At 48.7% G+C, this 24,990-nt stretch carries 11 protein-coding genes; 8 read left to right on the top strand and 3 right to left on the bottom strand.

Going from position 1 to position 24,990, the window contains the following annotated elements:
* Together KDM92_RS01095 and KDM92_RS01090 are read left to right on the top strand one after the other, a co-directional pair.
* Positions 1–1,557 (top strand): efflux RND transporter periplasmic adaptor subunit, encoded by a 1,557-nt coding sequence (locus KDM92_RS01095; protein ID WP_212682621.1) that lies wholly within the window; start codon positions 1–3, stop codon positions 1,555–1,557.
* Positions 1,558–1,614: 57 nt separating this feature from the next.
* Positions 1,615–4,758, top strand: a complete 3,144-nt coding sequence (locus KDM92_RS01090) for an efflux RND transporter permease subunit (protein ID WP_212682620.1) — start codon at positions 1,615–1,617, stop codon at positions 4,756–4,758.
* A gap of 56 nt (positions 4,759–4,814) precedes the next feature.
* Here KDM92_RS01090 and KDM92_RS01085 read toward each other — a convergent pair whose 3' ends face one another.
* Positions 4,815–5,783, bottom strand: coding sequence for a site-specific integrase (locus KDM92_RS01085; RefSeq protein WP_212682619.1), 969 nt, complete (start codon positions 5,781–5,783; stop codon positions 4,815–4,817).
* A gap of 189 nt (positions 5,784–5,972) precedes the next feature.
* Between KDM92_RS01085 and KDM92_RS01080 the strand changes: the two genes are divergently transcribed.
* The gene (locus KDM92_RS01080; RefSeq protein WP_230408109.1) at positions 5,973–7,001 is read left to right on the top strand and encodes a DNA-binding protein; all 1,029 of its coding nucleotides are present in this window, start codon (positions 5,973–5,975) and stop codon (positions 6,999–7,001) included.
* 90 nt (positions 7,002–7,091) lie between these two features.
* Here the strand turns inward: KDM92_RS01080 and KDM92_RS01075 are convergent, their stop codons facing one another.
* Positions 7,092–7,355, bottom strand: coding sequence for a HigA family addiction module antitoxin (locus KDM92_RS01075; protein WP_212682617.1), 264 nt, complete (start codon positions 7,353–7,355; stop codon positions 7,092–7,094).
* A gap of 823 nt (positions 7,356–8,178) precedes the next feature.
* Here KDM92_RS01075 and KDM92_RS01070 point away from each other — a divergent pair.
* The 4 genes from KDM92_RS01070 to KDM92_RS01055 all read left to right on the top strand — a co-directional run bounded on the left by KDM92_RS01070 (position 8,179) and on the right by KDM92_RS01055 (position 23,008).
* The gene (locus tag KDM92_RS01070; protein ID WP_212682616.1) at positions 8,179–11,466 is read left to right on the top strand and encodes a DEAD/DEAH box helicase; all 3,288 of its coding nucleotides are present in this window, start codon (positions 8,179–8,181) and stop codon (positions 11,464–11,466) included.
* Positions 11,467–12,412: 946 nt separating this feature from the next.
* A complete protein-coding gene (locus KDM92_RS01065) occupies positions 12,413–16,843 on the top strand; it encodes an NACHT domain-containing protein (protein WP_212682615.1) in 4,431 nt (1,476 codons plus the stop codon).
* 301 nt (positions 16,844–17,144) lie between these two features.
* A complete protein-coding gene (locus tag KDM92_RS01060; protein WP_212682614.1) occupies positions 17,145–21,566 on the top strand; it encodes an NACHT domain-containing protein in 4,422 nt (1,473 codons plus the stop codon).
* Positions 21,567–21,631: 65 nt separating this feature from the next.
* On the top strand, positions 21,632–23,008 hold the full coding sequence (locus KDM92_RS01055; protein ID WP_230408108.1) for a multidrug DMT transporter permease: 1,377 nt from the start codon (positions 21,632–21,634) through the stop codon (positions 23,006–23,008).
* Here KDM92_RS01055 and KDM92_RS01050 read toward each other — a convergent pair.
* Entirely contained in the window at positions 23,001–23,261 is a 261-nt protein-coding gene (locus tag KDM92_RS01050) for a hypothetical protein (protein ID WP_212682612.1), read from the bottom strand. The genes KDM92_RS01055 and KDM92_RS01050 overlap by 8 nt on opposite strands.
* 511 nt (positions 23,262–23,772) lie before the next feature.
* On the opposite strand from KDM92_RS01050, the gene KDM92_RS01045 reads away from it, so the two are divergent.
* Positions 23,773–24,990, top strand: a complete 1,218-nt coding sequence (locus KDM92_RS01045; RefSeq protein WP_212682611.1) for a tyrosine-type recombinase/integrase — start codon at positions 23,773–23,775, stop codon at positions 24,988–24,990.

The raw sequence follows: 24,990 nt of genomic DNA, 5'->3' as shown, positions 1-24,990 counted from the left end.
ATGAAATTTTTATCTCAACTGACACAATCATCGCCACTCAAATACCGGAATCAGGCGATTGCGGTCGGCATCGTCCTTGTGGTCGGCGTTGTTTTAGCGACTGCTATCCTTTTTTCAAATAAACCGACGTCTAAAACAGAAGATCACGATAAAGCCAGCCATGCGGGAGAGCATGCAGAAAAAGTGGGAGAAGAACGAGCGAATGATCAGAAAGGCCCTCATGGCGGACGCCTATTTACGCAAGGCACTTATGCCTTAGAGGTCACTATTTTTGAAGTAGATTCTGTGCCCGTCTTTCGACTCTATCCCTACCAAAATGGGAAACCATTGGCGCCAAGTGCTAACAATGTCACGATCTTGGTACAGCGCTTAGGTCAGGAAGCGCAGACGTATCGCTTCAAGCCTGAGCAGGATTATTTGACCAGTGCGGACGAACTAGAGGAGCCGCATTCCTTTGATGTCAAAATTAAGGCGGTATTTAATCAAGAAACCTACGATTTTCACTATGAACAGATCGAAGGTCGCGTACAAATGAGTGAGCAGCAACGCAAAAATAACGGGATAGAGACGCAAGTTGCTGGACCGATGCTGTTGCAAAGCACGATGTCACTGTTAGGTGAAATTCGTCTGAACGCCGATAACACGGTGCATGTCGTGCCACGCCTGACGGGATTGGTAGAGCATGTATTGGTGAATGCGGGAGATAAGGTCAAACAAGGACAGGTACTAGCGGTCATTTCCAGTCAGCTTTTAGCGGATCAACGTAGTGAAGTGCTGGCGGCACAAAAACGGTTTGCATTAGCGAAGAAAAATTTTGAGAGAGAAAAGAAATTATGGGAAGAGAAGATTTCTGCCGAACAGGATTATTTAGCAGCACAAAACGCCTTACAGGAAGCCGAGATCACACGTCAAAGTGCAGAGCAAAAATTAGCCGCATTGGGGGCGAATTCTCCCATAAGCACAACTGGCGGATCACTCACACGTCTAGAAATTCGGTCTCCCATTAATGGCACCATCACAGAAAAAAATATCGCGATGGGGCAAGTATTGAAGGAAGATGCCACGATCTTTACGGTAACCAATCTTGATACGGTGTGGGTGGAAGCGGTGATTCCTGCAAAAGAGCTAGGGCAAATCAAAGTCGGACAAAAGGCAACGATCAGCGCAACAGCATTTGAGGCCAGTACCACTGGGAAAGTCAGCTATGTCGGCTCAGTGGTCGGTGACCAGACACTAAGTGCGATGGCACGCCTGGTGGTGTCCAATGCCAAAGGTATGTGGTACCCAGGTCTACCGGTCAATCTGGTTGTGCAATCTGCCGCGGTGAACACACCGGTTGTTGTCGCTAGCGAGGCGATTCAAAATGTGAATGAAACCTCAAGTGTATTTATCAAAGTCGGTGATCAGTTTGAAGTACGTCCTGTGGAATTGGGGCGAACCAATGGTAAATTTACCGAATTACTGAAAGGCTTACAGGCGGGTGAAACTTATGTCTCAAAAAATAGTTTTCTGATGAAGGCGGAATTGGGTAAGTCGTCGGCAAGTCATGACGACTGATTCCGATTCAAATGATCTTCTTATGAATTATTCCATTCATTTCAGAAAGTAAAAATTATGTTTGAGAAACTTATTCGCTTTTCCATCGATCACCGATGGATGGTGCTGGCCGTGACCTTGTGTTTTGCCGCATTGGGTATCGTCAATTATCAACGCCTACCCATCGATGCGGTACCCGATATCACCAATGTTCAGGTGCAAATTAATACAGTATTACCAGGGTACTCACCCTTAGAGTCAGAGCAACGTGTGACCTTTCCGATAGAAACTGTAATGGCAGGTCTGCCTTCTTTGCAGCAAACGCGCTCGCTTTCCCGTTATGGTTTGTCGCAGGTGACGGTGGTATTTAAGGACGGTACCGACATCTATTTTGCTCGTCAGTTGGTCAATGAGCGACTGCAAGAAGCGAAATCGAAATTGCCTGCAGGTGTTGAACCTACAATGGGGCCGATTTCAACTGGACTTGGTGAGATTGTGATGTGGACGGTCGAAGCTAAACCGGGTGCGCTAAATGCCTCCGGCGAACCTTATTCCTCGACCGAGCTTCGAGAGATCCAGGATTGGATCGTCAAGCCTCAATTACGTAATGTCCCAGGTGTCACCGAGATCAATACGATCGGCGGGTATAACAAAGAATTCTTGGTTGCTCCCAGACCAGAAAAACTCGTTGCCTACGACGTCACTTGGCAGGAAGTCGCTGCCGCAATCGAAAAAAATAATGCCAATATAGGTGCTGGCTATATTGAGCGACGCGGGGAACAATACTTGGTGCGTGCGCCTGGCCAACTCAACTCTATTGCAGATATTAAACAGATCATCGTGAAATCCATCCACGAAACACCGATTCGCATTGAAGATGTCGCTGATGTGGAAATCGGTAAGGAGTTGCGCACAGGAGCCGCTACTGAAAATGGTCGTGAAGTGGTGCTGGGTACCGTATTTATGCTAATGGGCGAGAATAGCCGGAAGGTGTCACTTGCTGTCAGTAAAAAAATCGAAGAGATTAATCATACATTGCCAAAAGGCGTGATTGTTAATACTGTTTATGATCGAACCATATTAGTGGATAAAGCGATTAGTACAGTGAAGAAGAATCTGCTTGAAGGTGCCGTTCTGGTGATCGTAATTCTGTTTCTATTCCTAGGGAACATCCGTGCTGCAATTATTACGGCGATGGTAATTCCACTAGCAATGCTGTTCACGTTCACCGGTATGGTTGGTAACAAGGTCAGTGCAAATCTGATGAGTCTTGGGGCATTAGATTTTGGGATTATCATTGATGGTGCCGTCGTCATTGTGGAAAATTGCGTGCGGCGTTTAGCACATGCGCAGCTTCATCATGGCAGGCTATTAACGCGGCATGAGCGCTTTAACGAAGTGTTTGAAGCAGCAAAGGAATCACGTAGACCATTGCTATTCGGTCAGTTAATCATCATGGTGGTGTACTTGCCTATATTTGCACTGACGGGCGTCGAGGGCAAGATGTTTCACCCCATGGCTTTTACTGTAGTTGCGGCATTGATTGCAGCGATGGTACTTTCAGTGACATTCATTCCGGCCGCCGTCGCGCTATTTATTGGCGATAATATCGCTGAAAAAGAAAACGGCGCGATTAGTCGTATTCAAAAGCGTTACCAGTCATTATTGGATTGGACACTTCGTAGTAAGGCCTTAGTGCTCAGTATTGCAGGCACTACGATCATTTTGAGTGGCTTACTCCTAACTCGTATGGGAAGTGAATTTGTACCTAGCCTGAACGAAGGTGACATCACGATGCATGCGATGCGTATTCCGGGTACTGGCCTCAATCAGGCAGTACAGATGCAGCAGGATCTTGAACGTGTTATTCAAAAGTTCCCTGAAGTTGAACGGGTATTTTCAAAAATCGGCACAGCAGAGATTGCGACCGATCCAATGCCGCCAAGTTTGGCTGATACATTCATCATGCTCAAGCCAGAAAATGAATGGCCTAAGCCAAAACGAAGTAAAGACGGATTAATTGAGGCAATCCAAGATGCTGTCGCCAAAGTGCCGGGAAATAACTACGAATTTACGCAGCCGATTCAAATGCGCTTCAACGAATTGATTTCCGGCGTCCGTAGTGATGTAGCAGTCAAGGTATTTGGTGACGACATGGACACCATGAATAAGTCCGCTGAAAAAATCTCTCAAGTGTTGGCGAAGATTGATGGTGCGACCGATGTCAAGGTGGAGCAAACAACTGGCTTGCCGATGCTCAATATTCAAATAGACCGGGATAAAATCGCTCGTTTAGGCGTCAACGTTAATGATGTTCAAGGTGTCATCAGTCACGCCATTGGTGGGCAGGCAGTTAGTACGATGTTTCAGGGTGATCGTCGTTTTGATATTGTGGTTCGCCTGCCAGACCATTTGCGCAATGATGTGGATACGATTAAACGCCTGCCAATTCGCTTGCCCAAAGATGGTATCAGCCCAGATAAAGCGGGTTATTTGCGATTAAGCGATGTGGCAGCGGTCAGCATGGGAACGAGCCCCAATCAAATCAGTCGAGAAGAAGGAAAGCGCCGCGTGGTCGTCACCGCAAATGTCCGTGGACGCGATATTGGGTCATTCGTGACCGAAGCCCAGCAGAGTATGCGGAAAGAAATTAATATGCCTACAGGCTATTGGATCACCTGGGGCGGTACTTTTGAACAATTACAGTCAGCGAGTAATCGTCTGAAAGTAGTTGTGCCAGCTGCATTGGTGCTGGTCTTTATGCTGCTCTTTGCGATGTTTGGCAATATGCGAGACGGCCTATTAGTCTTCACCGGTGTACCCTTTGCATTAACCGGAGGCATAGTCGCCTTATGGTTACGAGACATTCCTTTATCGATTTCAGCGGGTATCGGTTTTATTGCCTTGTCTGGCGTGGCCGTCTTGAATGGTCTGGTGATGATCGCCTATATTCGTTCACTCATTGATAAGGGCATGGATGTAGATGCCGCAATTAGTGAAGGTGCGGTAACAAGACTGCGTCCCGTGCTGATGACTGCTTTAGTCGCTTCTCTAGGTTTTATTCCAATGGCCATCGCTACAGGCACCGGCGCTGAGGTACAACGACCTCTAGCGACAGTCGTCATCGGGGGGATTATTTCCTCAACTTTGTTGACCTTACTGGTATTGCCATTGCTGTACAAGCTTGTGCCTTCCTATTTCACGAAAGAAATCGAAACGTAGTTGTCGTTTAGGTTTACTCCACATGGTCGGTAATGGCATGTGGAGTTCTAATGAAGTCAAGGCTTACTTAATTGGTGTATTGGCGCAGACTTACCTAAACTGTGCTCGATACGTTGTTGAGAAAATTGATCAGCCACGTCGACATAGCGCATCGCTGATTGAATATTTTTCCAGCCAACATATTCCATTAGCGTCTTTAGATCCCATCCATTCGCTGTAGCCCAAGTAGCGAAACCGCGTCGAAGCGAATGGCCGCTATACAAATTAGCCGCTTCGATTCCGGCAGCGTGTAAAGCCGAACGAAAAATAGGAATCAAACTGTCTTCGTGCAAACTGATCTCAGATAGGTGTCCCCATCGATCAATCGCACGAAACACCGGACCAGAAGTTAATTGTGCGGTATGAACCCAATCGATAAATGCGTCGACTGGGCAGAGTCTTGATAAGGCTGGTGTTTTAAAACTGGTTCCTTGGTACCTTCTATCACTTTTCGTTTGTGATAAATAGCAAATCATACCTTCACCTGGTGATACCGTCACATCTTCTACTTGCAGTCGTGTGAGTTCATCGCCTCGGAAGCCGCGCCAAAATCCAAGTAATAAAAGCGCTCTGTCTCGAACATATCGTAGCTCGGCGCTACGGCGGCCCTCATTACGAGCGCTCTCAATGGCTGATGCCAACCATCGGTCCACCTGTTCAAGCTGGTCTAGTTGCAGAGGCTTGGCCTGTTTTTCTTTGGCAGGATGAAGTGCTTGTATGCCACGAAAAACCTTTCGTACGACGGGTGATTTGGTTGGATCTGGAAAACCCTGCGAAATATGCCACTGTGCCAAGGCGGCTAAACGTTGACGTAAGGTATTGATCGCGAGTGTCTCAGCGTACTCAACCAAGTAGTTAGCGATACTGTCGGCCGTAGCGGGCAAGAAACCACCCCATTCAATTTCAAAATGGCGCACAGCAGCTTGGTAGCTTTGACGGGTGTTGTCTCGGGTGGCTGCTTGAATATATTGATCAATCTTGCTCATGTTTTTGATGATTACATCTGAAATCAGTAATTTACCCCATTTTTTACATATCACACAGGATAACTCTATATTATCCGTTATTAATTTTAAGAAGTTTTAAGCTTGAATATTCCACTCAAGTAGTATGTAATTACGTATTACGTAATGTATTATGATATTTGAAGGAGTGACGATATGGCACGAACTGGTTTGTACAAATCTGAAGTGAAGAAAGCACGTGAATCACTGCTTGCCCAGGGGCGACATCCCTCCGTCGATGCCATTCGCATCGAGCTGGGAAATACCGGTTCTAAATCGACCATTCATAAATACCTCAAAGAATTAGAGACGGAAGATGGTGGAGTCACCGATCGTAAGACCTCAATTAGCGAAGCTTTGCAGGATCTAATCGCGCGCCTCGCCGTACAGTTGGAAGAAGAAGCAAATGTGCGGATCGAAGAAGTCAAGGCGAAAAGCGCCGAGAAGGCGCAGCAGCTCAATGCATCAATTGCAGCACTAACCATCGCCAACGAGGAGTTAAATGACAAATTAAGCGCTTCTGAGGCTAGAAATCAAATCGAAGTGGCAGCGCACGGCAGGACTTCCGAATCGTTGCAAAGGGAAATAATTCTGCGTCACACCCTTGAACAACAAGTGGCTGATTTGAAAGAGCGCCTAAGCGAAAACGAAGCGCACCGGCAATCTTTGGAGACGAAGCACACACATGCAAGGGAGGCTCTAGAACATTATCGTGAGTCAGTAAAAGAACAGCGCGACCAAGATATTCGTCGCCACGAACATCAAGTCCAACAGCTACAGGTTGAAATCCGCCACCTGCAGCAGGGATTGGTGCAGAAACAAAACGAAATTACAGGTCTCAATCAAGACGGTGCACGATTGGTAGCAGAACTTTCCCAAGCGCAGAAGCTGCTTTACGAGATTCAACGCGTTGAACAGCAGCATGCCATGGAAATTGAGGCACTCAGAAAGGCAAATAGTAACATTGCGTTATTGGAATCAAGTTCTAAAGCCAAAGATGAGAATTTACTCAATTTGAAGCAAAAACTCATGGATTCCAGTGAAGAAAACCGTACGTTATTAGAACGAGTTCAACTATTGCAATTGGAGTTGGTCAAATCAACAGCTACAGTTGAAACGCAGCAATTGATATTAGCAAGATTCGATGAACGCCTCGGCGAAAGTCTTGGCAAATTAAGCTTGAAAAGCAGTGTGGAATAAGGTTGATAGCACCTAAACCACTTCACCCAAATAAAGGGGGGGCAGCATGGAGGCTAACTTTGCACTTTTCTTGGGCTTGTTTTATTGGATTTATGACAGTGATGGCGTTTCTGCTAGGCGCACATGATATTCGGCCTGCAAGTTCATCCAGAATCGAACTTCCATATTAAAAAACTCGGCCAGCCGCATTGCAACTTCTGCCGTGATCGGGTGATGACCATTTACAATTTGGGCGATACAGCTGGTATTCACGTCCAGATCTCTCGCCAGTCGCGCATTGGTAATACCCATATGCTTGAGAAATTCTTCGCTTAGGATTTTGCCTGGATGAATTTCAGAAAGTTTTTTAGCCATCTTCGATCTCCATACACCAACATATGGTCATTTGTTTACGATGTTTATCAATTGTGATTTTCGGTTCAGCCAGCCAAATAATAGTTGAGCTAAGAAATCAATTGTAGGAAGTTTCCAAGCAAAACAATCAACAGAATGCTCGATTTCATGAGCAGCAATTGGAACTGGGCAAATCTTTAGCAGTGGTAGAAACCGAACAAATGATCCTGACTGAATTGCAGGGACGCTTTGCGGACAAAAAGTAGGCGACACAAGTAACCAGTGCATTATAAGCAGGTGATATGCCGCGAGTGCCGCCACACGTAGCAACATTATAGCGATAATGTTATAAAAATTGGCTAATAAAAAAAATCTGCCGAGGCCGGTAGTTTCTGGAGTAACTTTACCCTAAGTTCACGCTGCGTCTCGCTTTTTGCATGTAAGTTTGAATAAATTTCCACGTAAAAAAATATATCTGCCATCGATTTGAAAAGATCACGAAACAATTACTGAATTATTCACGGCACAATAATTGCTTAGCTTTCATTTTGCTGAAGAAATTTTGCAACATTAAATTACGATAAGACAGGCTTTTGGAACAAATTTATTGCATGGATTGAAGTATCTCTCATACATATTGTCTTGAAAACTTCGAAAATCCAAGTTGCATTAATTTCAAAAAAAGGGTCACTTTTTTTGGTGCGTGTACGGTAGCAAAAATAAAAAGAATTATTTATGTCCTAGTCTTAGATTAACCGTTCTTTGCGGATGCAGCATCAAGAATTCTTTATATGCTGAACATCGTCGAATTTTGTTTTTTGGAATAATTTATTTATGCTAATAAATGCTAGTTAAATTGCCCGCCCTCTGGGCCCTAAATGCCAATCTCGACACTTTAGGCATGATAAGACAACTTATTCTTTCCGAAAGTCAGACACATTGCGAAATAGTCCCATTCAGTAGAGAGAACGACCGTGGACATTTGTTAATTGGCGATGATGGCAAACACGTTGCCTATATATTTCAGCACAATCCTCGTCCAGCATCGTTCACACATGAGGATCTGGTGGTCGTTGCAAAATACAAGATAGCTGAGAATGAGCCTCTTGATCTGACGAATGGCACTTGGTTGCACCATCCGAGATTGCAACCTCTATCTAGAAACCCTGGACGTTTAGCTTCAAATGCACGTGAATCATGGCGAGGTGCTTTTCGGTTTGTCGAGGAAGATCCAGACCGTCAACTTGTTGGGTTACGGCGTCCTCAAATGGGTGCATTACATGCCATTCATGCGCATTGGACGACTAGTCGCCAAACTGCAACCATCGTTATGCCAACCGGCACAGGAAAGACAGAAACGATGCTTGCCACGTTACTGTCTGCCCAATGCGAGTGTGTTTTAGTTTTGGTTCCTACTGATGCTCTTAGAACCCAAATCGCGGCCAAATTTGAGTCCCTTGGGATTTTGAAGCTTGAGGGAAATTCTGTATTGGAAGCCACTGCGCGGTGTCCTGTCGTTGGAACATTAACGTCCCGTCCCCAAACAGTGTCGGAAGTTGAGCAATATTTTTCTGAATGCAATGTGGTAGTCACAACAAGTGCACTCGCCGGTAGATGTAGCATAGAAGTACAGAAAAAAATGGCTGACCTTTGCAGTCACTTATTTATCGATGAAGCTCATCATGCTGAAGCAAACACTTGGACAGATTTTCGCGGCAACTTCGAGAATAAGCTCGTGCTCCAGTTCACTGCAACGCCTTTTCGACAAGACGGTAAGAAGATAGATGGAAAGTTTATATTCGTCTATCCGCTAAAAAAAGCGCAGGCGGAAGGGTACTTCAGGCCTATCCGATTTCGACCAATTGAAGAATACGATTCGATAATTGGCGATCTTAGAATCGCTGAGGCGGCAATGGACGAGTTAGATGCCGATGTGACGGGAAAGCACATTGTCATGGCTCGTGTTTCGAGTAAGCCTCGCGCTGATGCAATACTTGAATTGTACCGATCACTTGGTCGCTATGAATCAGTAGCAATTCATTCAGGTGTTCGTGCAAGCGAGAAAGAAGAGGCAAAAGCCAAATTATTTTCGGGCGCAGCTCGAATCGTTGTGTGCGTGGATATGCTGGGCGAAGGGTTCGATCTGCCAGAACTGAAAATTGCTGCGTTTCATGATGTTCGAAAGAGTCTCGCCATTACCCTCCAATTGGCTGGACGTTTCACCCGGTCACGTCCAGATTTAGGTGATCCTGTTGTGATAGTCAATACGGCCTTAATTGATGTAGCTGATGAACTTCGAACTCTATACACGCAAGACCCTGACTGGAACCTCTTACTTCCGTTGATTAGTACTTCAGCGATTGATCAGGAAGTTATCTCTCAAGAGTTCTTTCAAGGGTTCGGGGCATTCTTGGACGAGGTTCCCCTTAAAGATCTTCGCCCTGCAGCTAGTATGGTTGTTTATAAAACTCGTTGCGCCGATTGGGCGCCGAACAATATTAAGAATGGTTTTCCTGGATTGACGGATACGAGACATCTCTATCACAGCCTTAACCCACAGGAAAACACGCTTGTAATTTTAGTGGCTTCTGAGCACGATGTGCAATGGAGCGATGTATCTTCAATCCGCGAGCGAAGCTGGGAATTGCTTATCGCTTGCTGGGACCGCGAACGGAATCTTCTTTACATACATGGTTCTGGAATCAATGGCGTATATCGTGGGATTGCACGTGTACTCTGTGGCGATGGCGTAGAGTTAATTTCTACTCCGACCGTGTTCCGATGCTTCCATGGAATCAATAGACTTGTACTCAATAATGTCGGACTTAGTGAACACCTAGGACGCCAAGTTCGCTACACGGCGCGTATGGGATCTGACGTAGAGTCCAGAATCGGACATGCCGTGCGACAAGGTTCGACCAAAGCAGTCTTAGCAGGGCAAGGATATGAGAATGGACGAAAAACATCCGCTGGCGCTGCAAAAAAAGGGAGAGTTTGGTCAAATCTAAGATTGCGTGTGGATACTTTCACATTTTGGGCTAGAGCGATTGGGGTGAAAATCTCTAATGAGTCCATTGACCCGGATACTGTCCTAGAAGGAACACTTAAGCCGGAAAATATCTGCGAGGTACCCGACGAGGTTGTTGTTGCTGTGGACTGGCCGCACGATGTTTTTTCCCGGACAGAATCATCGATGAGACTGTTAACACCTGGAGTGTCCGAACAATCAATCACATTTTTCGATATAGAGTTCATTGAACGTGACAATAATGGGAAGTTAATTTTAAAAGTTCATAGTGATGAATTAGAAGCACAATTTCGGCTCGATTTATTGAGCGATGAAGGTCGGTTTGACTTCGAGTTCGTCAAAATTCATGGTCCCGATCTCAACATTAGCTTTGGGCGTACGGAGAGAGCGCTCGCTGATTATTTCACAGACTATCCGCCAGTGATCTGGTTTGCGGATGGATCTTCGTTAGAGGGCTGTGCATATGTAAAATTGCCCGACAATTTGTTGCGCCCTTTTCCGGTCGAACGTATGACTGCAATTGATTGGAGTGGCGTTAATATTACTAAGGAATCTCAACGTGCCGAACGGGTCTCTGGAACGGTTCAACACAAATTAATAGAGCTACTACAACGAGACGAGTCTTACCAAGTAATTTTCGATGACGATGATAAGGGCGAGGCTGCCGACGTCGTAGCAATTCGTGTAATCGACGAAGATCATCGAAAATTTCTCGAAGTCGATCTCTACCACTGTAAATTCGCAGGCGGCGCACCAGGAGCTAGACTGGACGATCTATATGTTGTGTGCGGACAAGCACAGCGAAGCGCAAATTGGCTTGCGACATCCAATAGAAGAACTGATCTCTTTACTCACTTATTAGTGCGAGATGGAAAAAGAATCGCCGCTGGTAGATCAACGCGTTTTGAAAAAGGCGACAAGCACAAACTCTCAGAAATTCGTAACATGAGCCGACAAATGGAAGTTAAGTTGAATGTATTTGTAGTGCAACCTGGCCTATCGATCGCAGCGGCCGAGCGCGATCACTTACTACTGTTGGCTGTTACAGAGCGATATTTGAACGATACTTACGAAATTCCTTTTTCTGTCTATTGTAGCGCTTAGCTATTGAGTCATAAGTAAGTCATTTGGAATCCGCATCAGAACAATCAAGAATTGAACGCTTAATTCATTTGTCGTCGATACACGGTGTGAATAACCTTCGATCAATCAGGGAACGCAGGAGCAGGGTGTGTATTTGCATCAAAGAAGCCACCTGTTTGCATATTAAACCAGTCATGCTTGGGCAGCTTAAGATGGCCATTCGTTGCGACCGCGTTTTACTTCATGAAGTAAAACGCGGTTGAGTGGCTGTTTACCGGAATCCTGACAGGCTATTTTGGGGCCGGAGCTACCAATGACGTTTTTTAATGATCGACTACAATCGACACGACGCCGCTATTCAGCAGTATCGCAATCGAGCGTCAAGAAATTTTTATGATATCAATACCTCACTTGTTTCAACCGTAACTTTATAGGCACCCAATTGTCAAACGAAAACACACAGAAAATATCTTGGTATGCTCGAAGTTTGAGAGAAATCCGAGTTTTGTCATATCGAATATCGCCTGACTTATTTTTTTGCACCCAAATGAATCGTGTTTACTAGATTATCGGGAACGAGATGATGAAGAAAATTTAGCGAGTCAGCTGCCAGAAGGTGAAGTCTTAACCGTTGCTGCGATATGGGCAGTTGAGGTTTATGGACCTTCAGAAATTGATTCTTTATCTTATAGTCTGCTCAAATACAAGATTATTTTCTGTGTGGATGCGAAATATGCGTTACTTTCAGTTGTGTAGGGTTCCACTTAAACTTAATGTATTTCGCTCCAAACACACAATCTGTTCCAATATAAATTTTGTGAGCCAAATATATGTTTGCCGGGAGTTTTATCTTGATGATACTTTTGCTCAATGACTCATTTAAGCGCGCTATGAATACTCTAAATCGGGAGGTTATTTGAAGTTGCGCATAGATTTTACTCAAATTAGGGAACACCGAGGTACTCAGATGGGAGGCTTCGAAGAGCTCTGTTGCCAGCTTGCTGCACTAGAGGATCCAGCGGAAGCCTCACGGTTCATTCGAAAAGGCTCTGGGGCTGACCAAGGATTAGAGTGCTATCGTACTTATCGAGAAGGGCATGAGGTTGGTTGGCAGGCCAAATATTTCATAAATAAGTTTGAGTCAATTCAGGTTCAGGATCTAGATGAATCTTTGCAGCGCGCGATGGTCGCACATCCGCAACTTAAGAAGTTCATTGTCTGCCTGCCTATCGATCTCCAAGATAACCGCTCGGGCAAGAAGCTGAGTCAAGTACAAAGATACGAGAGCTGGCGTGACACGAGCGTCAAGGCCGCCTTAGCGCAAGGCCGTATTTTGGAAATCGAACTTTGGAGCGCTTCAAGTATCGCTGAACGGCTGGGCCGTGATACTCCTGCTTACTCGGGGCGAGCCCGCTACTGGTTTGACACCGTTCGCTTCAGTACGGCGTGGTTCCGTGAGAAGTTCGAGGTCCCACGTCGAAATCTTGGTGAGCGATACAGTCCTGAAAGTCATGTGGACTTACCTATTCAACAGACTTTGCAAGCGCTTGCGCGCAATGCTGAACTTCTGAAAGAGCCAAGCATCTGGGCAGCTGAAATTACCTATCGTCTCGACGGAGCCTTACGCAGTTTGGTACGGCACGATTTTACTTCCTTAGCAGACAAGATAAAACAGTTCTGCGAGCCGCTTCTAGATGCTCTCACTAGTTCATCAGTCACACTGGACGCTCATGTTCCTATGGATATTTGGCTAGCATTGTCGGCGGATGGCATTCTGAGCGTATCGAATGCGCTGAGCGAGATTCAGGACAAAGCCGAAAGTAGGGATCGTATCAGTATTCGGAGAGAGCTTCTCGATCTGTATTCATCGATAGACCAAGTTAGGCACGAGCTAGCAAGCGCTCGTTGGAGTCTCACGAACAAGCGGGAACTGCTTATTTCTGGACAGGCTGGTATCGGCAAGTCGCACTTAGTAGCTGATTTCGGCGCGAAGCAGCTCGAACAGGCGCGACCTTTTATTTTGGTTTTGACCGGAACCTTAGCTGATGCAGAACCTTGGCAACAGATTCGTGAGCAACTGGACTTAGGACTAGTTAGTACGAGCGATTTCCTCGGAGCTTTGGATGCTGCTGCAGAGGTTGCTGGATGTCGATCAGTAATCGCAATAGATGCCTTAAACGAAAAGTATGGAATCGACCTGTGGGAGACTCGTCTTCAAGGATTCATTGCGCAAATGCAGCAATTTCCTCGCTTGGCCTTGATCTTGACGGTACGCGACACATACTTGGAATACCTCCCGCTGAAGGGACTTGAGCATGTCATTCACCATGGCTTTGCAGGTCATGCCGGGGCTGCTGCTAAGGCATACCTGGACATACGCGGTATCGCACGACCGAGTTCGCCAAATTTGGCTCGTGAGTTCGAAAATCCTCTATTCCTGCGGACATGCTGCGCATATCTTGATGCGGAAAATCTCAAGCAGCTTCCCAAGGGTCTTGAGGGCATCACGGCGATTTTCAACTTTTATCTCTCAGCGGTGGTTAAGAAAGTCGAAAGAGAGTTGAAGCTTATACCCCAGCAGAAGATTGCACGTAAAGCTCTCTATGAATTTCTTGATGCTTGCGCTACGCATGGCGACTTCGGTAGTCTGTCATTCGATGCAGCGACTGAACTATTCGAGCGTTTTCTCGATTCTGGGGGACGAATGGATCAGAGCCTCCTATCGGCGTTTCTGTCCGAAGGGGTGCTTACGCAGGAAATAGAGCGGTATGAAGGAACGAATGTTGAATTAATCAGGTTCACGTTTGAGCGGCTATCGGATAACCTACGAGCCGAACGCCTCATAGCACAAATTGACCCTGCCGACCTTGAAGGCTCAATCCGACGAGAGCCCCTGTCCAACTACTTTGGTCACTTTGTATCTTGGCGTTTAGCTGGTGTAATTGAGGCGTTTACGGTCCAGTTTCCTGAGCAGTTTGGGTACGAATTGTTCGATATGCTGCCAAAGGACGCAATCAACTCCCAGTTGCTTACCGACGCCTTCGTAAATTCGCTTATCTGGCGTGCTCCCAAAGCATTTACGCAACGTACGGTCGATTGGGTGTCAAAGCTTTGCGACCTTAATGGTCAATCTTCTTACGGCTTGCTGCTGCTAGTTTGTACTGAGCCGGAAAATCAGTTCAATGCCGAATGGTTACACCATGACCTCTGGCAACGGCCCATGCCTCAGAGAGATGCTGTGTGGTCTATCTTTCTCGCGGAAGATGATTTAAGTGATGGCGGTGCGGCGAACACCCTCATTGAGTGGGCTTGGCAGGCGGACGCAGGGGAAGTGGAAAATCAGCGGTTGTGGCTCGCAGCTGTTGCGTTGACTTGGTTCCTTTCAACAAGTAACCGAGCCGTACGAGATCGTGCTACGAAAGCCTTAGTAAATCTACTGTCCTCAAACCTTGGTGCCGCTGCTGCTCTTCTTGATAAGTTCGATCAAATCGACGACCCATACATCTCCGAGCGCTTACTTGCAGCGTGTTATGGGGCTATGATGCAGGGAACAGACCGCTGTGGATGCAAGGCAGTTGCTTCGGCCGTTTGGATGAACTACTTCGCCGGTGGCCGCAAACCACCTCTAAATTTGTTAGCTCGCGACTATGCACTAGGTACGCTGTTATATACCAAAGCTGCAGGTCAGTTGCCTCCAGAAATCGACATTGAAGCTTGCAAGGCCAAGTTCACTTCGCCTTGGCCTTTTGAACTGGTAACCGATGAAGACCTTAAGGAATACTGCATGAAAGGATACGGCGATTCTATTTTTTCGTCGACCGAAAAGGATGCGGATTTTGGAAACTATACTTTGCGCGCATGGCTGCACGGCATCACAAGTTTGCCTCGGGCACATACTGGGCAAACCACGAAGCAACTTTACGAACATTGGGAAGCGAGCTTCGAGGATAAGGCTACTTCTGTACAACTAAATGCATACATAAACCTGCTTCGTGCGAGCTTGAACTATCGCCAACGGCTGGAGCGGAGTTGGTACAGCGATAAGGGTAAAGAAGAGTCAGCACGGTTATGGGAAGACCTAATGAATGCGAACGCGGCGCTAAAGGAGCAGCTCTCGCCGGAGATGCTTGCGGAGTACAGCCGCTTTGCGGAGCAGCATCAACTTGAGGCAACTAGGATGAACGACGACGGCATTAATCCGCCTGAGTTCGATCACGCGATTGTGAGGCGCTGGATATGTGCTCGAGCCCACGCTATCGGATGGTCAGAAGAACTCTTCGAAGCGTTTGACGAAGGCTCGCACATCTTTCGCGAGCGTATTGGTAATCACCGAGTCGAACGCATAGGAAAGAAGTATCAGCGCATCGCACTTGCGGAAGCCACGGCTCGGTTGACCGACAACCTCGCCATTTGTTCCTATTCTCGCGAAGGGGAACTGAAAACTTTTGAGTACGGCCCCAGAGGTCGAGACATGAAGGCTGATATAGATCCATCACTACTTGTGCGCCGCACGCAAGAATCGGGCTGGTCCTCGACACCAGTCACGTGGTGGACTCCTACCTTTCCGAGGCTGCCGTCCGGCGACACTGACCTGCTTCTTGCCTGGGTTAGGGTAGAAGGTGATTTGTGTAATGGTCCCGAAGAGATTGATGTGGTAAATACTGATGGTAGCAAGTGGCTAGTTGTGTATAGCCATCGCCATTGGACGGTACCAGGTCAAAACAGACGTAATCATGCTGACGCTTGGTCTCATATCACGTGCTTGCTTACTCGCACGGGGAACGGTGTAGCTATGGCCAATGATCTTCTGAAGAATCATCGTGGTGACTCGTCGAGGTTTTCAGGTGACGCATATTTGAACACGTTCTTGGGCGAGCATGGTTGGCGTGACACCAAGAGTATCAGGCTCTCGAAGGATGCCTTCAGTGGTATAGCTATCCCTTACACTAGCATTGTCGAGTCGCTTACAGCCGAAAGCAACACTAAGGACAATTCGATTGATGAGTCATTTTCGCTACAACTTCCTTCTGCAGCCGCCATGCAACTTCTTGGTCTACAACTTCGCAACGGAAAAAAGCCGGAATTCGTCGACTCTGCAGGAGTTCTCAGATGGCAAGATCCTTCCCTACACGTACGCGGTCCCGGAGCAGGCATAGTCTCTCGCGACTACTTTCTGGAGCACGTCGCCAAAGCCGGACTCGAGCCAGTGTGGATTCTCGCTGGCGAAAAGAACGTATACGCGGGTCAGGACTTGGGTATGGGCAATGGATTTGGTGGACGACTTCATCACACTACTGTTTTCATTGTTGATGGCGGAGACTTGAAGCAGTTTGGCCAGAAAATTGATTTTCTGGAACCCAGCACGGAACAGTTGAAAGCGCTCCGGAAGAATCAATAACATATGGTCGACACGGCTAGTCCCAAGCATTCGAGAATGCGGCGGGACTGGTTGCTACGCTATATAGGTTTTTAAGGGAAGTAAGCAAATTGCAGCAAATGGTCGTGTCTAGCAGTGCCGAGACTGAAGACACTTCTCCAGCCCTATAGATTTTTTGCTGTCAACGCCTGATTTTCAGCAGCTATCGACTTTATTCGCCAAATATCCATGGTCAGTTTTCATCGCTCTCCGGTCATTGCTTAGTGACTTGTACGACTTGTTCAACGGCCGGTATCATAATTGTTTTTAGGTGAACCAATTCATGTCTGAAGATATCAAGAACACTTCTATTACCGTTGCTGGCTACATCTATCAGACTCGGCAAGGCCTCAGGGTTTTGTGCGATTGGCTAGACGCTCCGGCTCGCTACACCCGAGTAAAGTTTGAGTGCGATGACGAGGTCGTCGCACCGATGGGACTGGATGACATCGTCGTCGAGCGTGCTGACAGTCTGATCGACCTTCAACAGGTCAAGTTCACGCCAAACCCGGAGGCGCATCCGCTTTGCTGGGACTGGATGCTCGAGAAGCCCGGCAAGACGGAGCGATCGAGGTCGATGCTACGCAAGTGGTTCGATGCCTTCAAGGCGCTGGATCCGGCGCGTACCGGCGTGCTCTCGTTGAGGACCAATCGCCGACCTGATGCCGATATCGAAGCTTGCCTGGACGGCGGCAAGATATCATTCGCAAATATCCCCGAGCCTAAGCGTTCTGAGGTCATCGCTGAACTCGGTGACGAGCAAAACTGTAAGGCGTTCTTCAGTCAGCTGCACATTCTCCACAGCGATAAGGGGTTCGATACGCTGGAGCAAGAGGTCGATGCGCGACTTCGCAAGCACGGCACCCTTGAGGGCATTGCCACCCTCAAGAACGTCGCGTTGAACTGGGCGACGCGAAGGAACTTCCCGCTCCCGGATGGTTGGATCACAATGGAGCAAGTACGTGCCATCGTGTTGTCGACGCCGCCGGCGCCTTTGCCCGAGGACTTCGTTGTCCCCCTAGGCTACGAGGTGCCTGACGAGACGTTTCACCGGGAGTTCGTTCGGGACGCCGTCGCCGCTGCTGGGAAAGTGATCGTGCTTACGGGACCGCCAGGCCGCGGGAAGAGTACATATCTGAGTGCGCTGTGCGACAAGCTCGCTGAACAGAACATCCCCACGGTCCGGCACCACTACTTCCTATCGACGACAGAGCGTGGGCGTGACCGGGTGAACAGCTACGCGGTCGAACAATCCATCGCAGCGCAGGTGAAGCGGTTTCATCTCGATGTCCAGGCGCCAGCGGGAGACCTGCGCTCGCTCCTTGAGGCGTGCGCTTCTCACTACAAGGATCTGGGCAAACCGTTCGTTCTTGTGCTGGATGGCCTAGACCACGTCTGGCGCATCAATTCTGCTGACAAGCGACCGCTGGACGACGTGTTCTCTCAGGTGATACCATGCCCGGACAACATGGTGCTGCTTGTAGGAACTCAACCTGTCGACGACGTCCAGTTGCCGACGGATCTGCTTGCCGTTGCACCCAAGGCCGTGTGGCGCACTTTGCCGGCGATGTCCGAGAACGCAGTCCTGTCCTACCTGCGCAAGGCAATTCAAGAGGGCAGGCTTACCACTGGCTTAGAAAGTGTGGATCAGGCGGAAAGGCAACTGCAGGAGGCTGCAATCGCTATTTGCACGCGAACCAACGGTCATCCTCTGCACGTCATTTATGTCACTGGGGAGCTCGAGCATACCGGTGGCAACCTGACGAAGTGGGATGTCGAGCGACTGAAGGGAGACTTGAGCAAGGATGCAAAGTTCTACTATGCGTCGCTTTGGGAAGGCCTGCCTCCAAGTCTCAAGAACACGCTGAGGCTCCTCTGTGCCCTTCCGCTTTTTTGGCCTAGAGCAGCATTCGGAGAGATCACCGCGAAAGTCGGCGCTGCGAAACCGGATGTCGCAAAAGTGGAGCATCTACTTCACTCGTCGGCGGCTGGTCTGAAGGTTTTCCATGAGAGCTTGGCAGTTTTCGTGCGTGCAACCGCAGACTACCCCGATCACATCAACGAACTGATGCCTGCAGTTGCTAGCTGGTTGGAAAGCTCTGCGCCGACCTCACTGCGCGTGAACTGGCTCTGGACGGTCCAAGCAAGGTTGGGTGACCCCAAGAACCTCATCACCGGCCTCACTCGCGACTGGATCATGCTCCGCCTGGAGGAGGGATATCCAGAGTCGCTCTTCGACACGCTGCTTTCTGATGCGCTGGTTGCAGCGCTGGACACCAACGCGTTTGCCGACGCCTATAGGCTTGAGCACCTCAAGGCGCGGATGGTAGGTGGCAGCCAATTTCAGATGCAGAACGAAGACATGGCCAAGCTGATCTCGTTCACGTTGACCCTGACCTCAGATGAAGGCGTCGTGAGAGAGGCCGTGGCCTCCCGGCACGAGGCGGATATCTTACGGGTTGCCGCGCTCGGGTTAGCCCTGGATGCTCGAGGCGACGAGGTTCTGGCCGAAGCGTGCGGCGATGAGGCGCTTCGTCGGTTTAGAGGCCTGAGCCGTTTCTCCAGCAGGTACTTGTTGAACACCGGTTCTGATGAGTTCAAGTTCTTGGTCGGCGCATTTGCTCGGCTTGGTGCCATTGGTGCAACCCCGACTGCTCTTGCCAAGCTGGTTTCCGATAACGGGCCGGTCGTGTGGATGTCGCGAGTCCAGATGCTGGTTGAGGAAGGCAATCTGGATGACTTGATGGCAGTCGCTGCTTTGCTCGGACCTGGCGAGAGCAAAAACATTATCAGCGATGCCTGCGTCCGCGCGGCGGCGACCGCAGGAGTGAGCATCGCCGAGCGCGATGACTTTAGCCAGCTTGCCCGGACGCCATTTGTCGCTGCCATGGAGGCAGCACATACGCAGGTCTTCAAGCCGTTGAACGAGCCTATCCCTATTGAGTGGCTCAAGGGTGACTACTACGAACGCAAGGAAGATCTGGCGGCACTCGCGCACCACTGGTTCTTCAGTGGAGTCCAGCTGAGCCTGTGCATGGCTGCAGAAGGGCAAACCGACTTCGAGTTCATACGAGCCCCCCTATACGAAGACAGGAGGAACATCACCGATTTTCTCGACGCACTCTCTGCGGTCGCGGCGCAGGTTGCTCACCATTGGTGGCGTAGGGAGTTCGTGGATTTCCATGAACTGTTTGAGCTGCTCAAGCCAGTGGAGTTCCAGCGTTTCAGGCAAGGCTATGACGAGAGCTCTGCAGCCGAGGACTTCCGGAGCGCTCTGCATCGTATTGCCTGTGACATCCGGCTTGGCAGCATCCTGCAGAACCACTTCGACGAAGCGACCTTGACCGAGGAAACGATGGAAGCGGCCGGACAGTGTGCCTGGTTTGACAGTGCGTCCTTCCGCACTCAGTACGCGATCAGATTGCTGACGAGGATGACCGACGCAGCGGCAGCGACGTTCGTCCAGTCTCAGCGTGTCCTGCTTGATTCAGAGATCCGCCAGGAGACCAGCGTGCATCTTCAGACGCCACTCCAGCTCTGTGCCATTGCGCTAGCCCATGGGTCGAGCAACAGCGCTCGCGAGCTGTGCAAACAGACGTGGGAGCTGACGACTGGTTATGCGCATCGCAAGGACCCAACTCTAAACAACACGGTCGACGCCATCCGCTATCTTATCGATGTGGCACCGGAAGACGCTAGTCGGCTGCTTTGCATGATCTCGCCACAGATTCACCAAGTGCTGGACTACACCGACGGGAAGGGCACTAGACATGTTCTGGCGGCCGCCGATCGGCTGCTCGCAAAGTTGAAGCCATCGGCCTTGGTGGTCAAGTACGAGGAACACACGCACGCGGGTGACTGGTCGCAAGCGGAAGACAGTCTGCGGGCATATGTGGCGCAAGGCGTCAAGGATGGTTGGCCCCTGGACGCGCTGATGCGAACTGGCCTGCATCCAGAGATTCAGGAAGTGCTTAAGCGACTTGTACAAGATGGCAGTTCAAGCGCTACGGAGCGGCTTCGTGTTCTTCAAGAGCATGCGGGATGGGACTTAGGCGTGCTCCAACACCCAGAATCCCGCGGCAGCAATAGCGAGAGCAAACCTTACACTGGCGATGTCACGACCTTTGCACCGGAACAACTTGGCGATCTGCTTGACAGCCTATCTACCAGCTACGACGAGCAGACGAAGCTTCTTCGTGTATGGTATCAACACTGGGACCAGGCAGGTCAGGGTAGAAGATTGCTCGCAGTACTCGACGGCTTGCTTCTGTCAGAGGATGGCAGGCGCAAGGGCGTCCTTGTGCTGTCTGACCTTGCCTTTCATACTAAGCGTAAACTAAGTGGCTTGAAAGCGTCATGGAAGTATCTAGTCCAGGCACACATCCGAAACGGTGCCTGGAGCGGGTTCACTGAGAACGAAGAGACGACCTGCAGCAGGCTTGATTTGGTTGTCAAGTACTATCCGCGTCGTTGCGACGAGTTCGTGGCAGCGACGACCTACGCGATGTTTGGTGACCCCACGCCGTCACGTGTAGCGCCCACGGAATTGATGGTCTATTTTTATGCACGACAAGGGCGGAAAGTGGAGGCCGTGAAGTTTGCGGAGGCGATGGTCAACTGCGTCATTGAGGACACCCGCACTCTGCCGTTGGAGCGGCCTCGCTGGGCTGCAGAGTTGGCCTCTGCTACTGGGTCGGAGGTTTGATGGACGAGCTTCGCATTCTCATAGCGCGACTTGGTTGGCCGTCAACGTCTGCAAGGTGGTGGACAATGCAGGAGTTGGCAGCTCGGCTGGGTGAGCCAGGTTTGAGAGCCGAAACCGAGTCTGCGTTGCTCAAATGGCTGAATACGCGCAAGCTTGAGGCCGAAGTGGTCGAGGTTTTGTGTATCTTTTGGATAGCGGCGCAAGCACATGGCTACTCGCCGACTCCACAACTGGTTGAGAGTGTCCGGAGGCCATCCATCCTTTCAGACTTACTGCTGGAAAGCCTAGGTCTGTTGGCAGAAGGCGGAGACAAAGGACTTGAGGAAGTGTCGGAGGAGTTCGAGATTCCTCAAGATTTTGACAGCGTGCAGGGCTCAGATTTGCCCCGGATTTTCCGGACTTCTATGGGCGAACTCGAGCGCTATACTCGGTTGCCGTTCGTCCGGCAGATGGCCTTTGAGTGGATGAGGAATCGAGCCGCTTATCCAGACGCTCCGTTCCAAGGAGACCCCTGGTACTTTCTGCGGCCCTTGGGCGATGGCTTTGTCGGACATTTATCCTTTCGGACGGCACTTCGCGCTATCTCTGCCTACCTTCGCACGTTAGCGGTTGCCGCAGAGTTCTGGGCCATGCCACCCCACCGAGCGGACGCTGAAGCAATTTTGGCATTGCCCGTCCATCCAACCTTGGCTTTACTCAAGCCTCGACGTCCGGCCTGGTTTCCTGAGAACGCAGACTTCGACGGCGATAACGAGGCGATCGAAGCGTCCTTGGGCACCTTGATTGGCCGCATTCAAGCCACACGACCCGGTGATGAACTGATTGCGTTCAGCTCGCCAATCGTGATGTCAATGGAAAGGTGTGTGGAAGTTTCGATCGTTCGATGGTCGCAAGTGGCAGGCAGCATGATCGCCGACACGGACTTAGCTAGGCATCTGGAGATTGCTTGCAACCACGGGCTGATGCTTCGAAGCACAACTTCCGAGCCACTGAGCGCGACAACCTTCTTGACTCTCCCACAACTTGACCGTTTGATGGAAGGTGAATGCAAGGCATGGCCGCTTGCAGCACCACTCGGTTTGGACCGCTTGGGCTATCTTCAGCATGACCTGTATCCGGCGCGACTTTTCCTTCCAACGCTGCCTGACTCTGGCGAGGCTGAGATCATCCCTCGTAATGGACAACTGGAGATCAAGGTACACGAGCAGGTTGTCGCGGATTTTTGTTACTGGAATGCGGGTTGGGGAGTTGCGCGTCCGATGGAGTTCGGTGGAAATTGTGGTACGGCACTTATTTCTCGAGGCACCGGCTACCGTGAAGGACCTATTTCAATGAGTGGGCCCGTGCGTTCTTTCTATCTCTGGCAGGTGCGAACACTGCACCGAGGCAACACATTTGATAGGTTTAGTCAATCACTTGCTATGGGTGCTGTGTTTATCTAGTTTGCTGACAGCCATTAGGTTGGTAGCCGCTAATGCTAGGAATTACCTCAACCAAGTTCCTAGCATGAGAGAAGTTTTCGATAGGCTCATAAATCTGAAACGACATATCATATTGCGGTTGGTGAATCCCATCCCATAAAAGAGAATTTTTACCCCCAATTTTTTTACTGCCGTCACTTTGTAATTTTATTGAATTTTGTTGAAGTGATTGAATGAAATTCACGATTTTTTCAATTAATACATGATTTTTCATGCGATTTATCGAGTTCTTAGTTCAGAAATGAGTGAACAAAATTCAGAATTAAAAGAATTTCGACATCTTGTGCAAATTTTGAGGTGAAAGGTATGCGAATGATCTCGATGGGGAAAGAAGCTATTTCGTTTAATTCTCATAGATTTCGAAAATATTTCGTATTGTGAATTCTGCGAGTCTTATTCAAATATTTGAGTGAAAGTTATGCGAACGATTTGCGTTATTGGCACTTTTACTTCACAGTATTCAGGAATTGGCAAATTCGCTTCATACAAATGGGTACTTTTACTTCAGCGAACGAAAAGGGGCGCTTTGCCCCTTGTTTCATTCTATTAGCACCAATTTTACATAATATAAATTATGCGAAAGGACGGTAGTTTTTAAAGTGTTGCGTAGTTTGGTTACTCATAACTCAATTTGACTAATAAATACTCAATTTGACTAATAAATAACAAAACTCAAAAAGCAAATGATATGTTTTTACATTACTTTCTTTTCTTTATCGTAAAAAATGATTATTCAGAACTATGATGCGTCTTTTTCCCAAAGCCTAACCGGCCCAATCTTAATCGACGCTTCAGGTTTGCCGAGATATTGGTCTGCCGTTTGGTCGACCATGTGTGCTGGTAGATTAGCAGATTCGACTCACATAAAAAAATTACGCTATATCGAAAATTTATATCACTTTGCGGATATATCTCAAGGCCCAGGATCTTTGGACGACGCACTTGGAGCGTTAGATGATCGAACCTTAGCAAGCATTCTTGAGTCGTGGTTCATATCCATCCGTAATCAACCAACGATAAACGCCAGCAACCATTTACGCTGGCAAACTGGCCTAGCGTTCGTAACGTTTATTGTTCAATCGCTCGCTAAAGGCGATGGGAACAATCGAATGCGAAATATTGAAGGACGCCTACGGCAACTATCGGTTCTATACAGCCAATTCCGGATTAAGAAACGAAATTCTCCAGAAACCATCCGCTCCTTGCCGGCGTCTATCGTACAAACCTTGTATTCGATTTTGGCTCCGGATTCAGACCTCAATCCGTTCCCAAGACTTCGTACTCGCTGGCGTGTATATGTTGCTTTCATTTTGATGTTGCACCAGGGCCTTCGACGCGGCGAAATTCTTTTGCTTCCAGCAGATGCCGTTAAAAGCGATTTCGATATAAAACGGGGCGCAATTAAGTACTGGATCAACATTCAAGGAAATCGTTACGAAGATTCTTCAAGCGATCACCGCCATTCTAGACCTGGAATCAAGACGCGGAACTCCGTCCGACAAATTCCAATTAGCGAATCAGTAGCGCAAATAATCGAGGCGTATGCACAAAATCACCGCGGCCGGCCCACGCATTCCTATTTGTTGAACTCACCTAGTAATGCGCCTTTGTCCACAGAAGCGCTGACAAAGGCTTTCGCGTTAATATCCGCACGTCTTCCAAAGGCTATCATTCAGGAATTAGAAGTTCGTACTGGTAAGACATCAATTACACCGCATGATCTTCGCCACACTTGTGCCGTAGCCATTCTTAGTCGACTCTTAATGCAAGGCGACTCGATGGATGAGGCTCTACAGAAAATGCGTACATTCTTTGGATGGTCGAGAGAATCAACGATGCCTTCGCGATATGCAAAAGCTGTCTTTGAAGATCGGCTGGCGAGTGTTTGGAATGATGCCTTCGATGACCGAGTCGAATTATTGCGTTCAATTTCGAAAGGATGA

It is taken from the genome of Affinundibacterium baiyunense (assembly GCF_018139645.1).
GTDB lineage: Bacteria > Pseudomonadota > Gammaproteobacteria > Burkholderiales > Burkholderiaceae_D > Undibacterium > Undibacterium baiyunense.
This window is presented reverse-complemented; position numbering and strand designations above follow the sequence as displayed.

Excerpts from the sequence above, each read along its gene's own strand:
- KDM92_RS01095 (WP_212682621.1), top strand. The coding sequence starts at position 1 with ATGAAATTTTTATCTCAACTGACACAATCATCGCCACTCAAATACCGG.
- KDM92_RS01090 (WP_212682620.1), top strand. The coding sequence starts at position 1,615 with ATGTTTGAGAAACTTATTCGCTTTTCCATCGATCACCGATGGATGGTG.
- KDM92_RS01085 (WP_212682619.1), bottom strand. The coding sequence starts at position 5,783 with ATGAGCAAGATTGATCAATATATTCAAGCAGCCACCCGAGACAACACC.
- KDM92_RS01075 (WP_212682617.1), bottom strand. The coding sequence starts at position 7,355 with ATGGCTAAAAAACTTTCTGAAATTCATCCAGGCAAAATCCTAAGCGAA.
- KDM92_RS01070 (WP_212682616.1), top strand. The coding sequence starts at position 8,179 with ATGCTAGTTAAATTGCCCGCCCTCTGGGCCCTAAATGCCAATCTCGAC.
- KDM92_RS01065 (WP_212682615.1), top strand. The coding sequence starts at position 12,413 with ATGGGAGGCTTCGAAGAGCTCTGTTGCCAGCTTGCTGCACTAGAGGAT.
- KDM92_RS01060 (WP_212682614.1), top strand. The coding sequence starts at position 17,145 with ATGTCTGAAGATATCAAGAACACTTCTATTACCGTTGCTGGCTACATC.
- KDM92_RS01055 (WP_230408108.1), top strand. The coding sequence starts at position 21,632 with ATGCAGGAGTTGGCAGCTCGGCTGGGTGAGCCAGGTTTGAGAGCCGAA.
- KDM92_RS01050 (WP_212682612.1), bottom strand. The coding sequence starts at position 23,261 with ATGAAAAATCATGTATTAATTGAAAAAATCGTGAATTTCATTCAATCA.
- KDM92_RS01045 (WP_212682611.1), top strand. The coding sequence starts at position 23,773 with ATGATTATTCAGAACTATGATGCGTCTTTTTCCCAAAGCCTAACCGGC.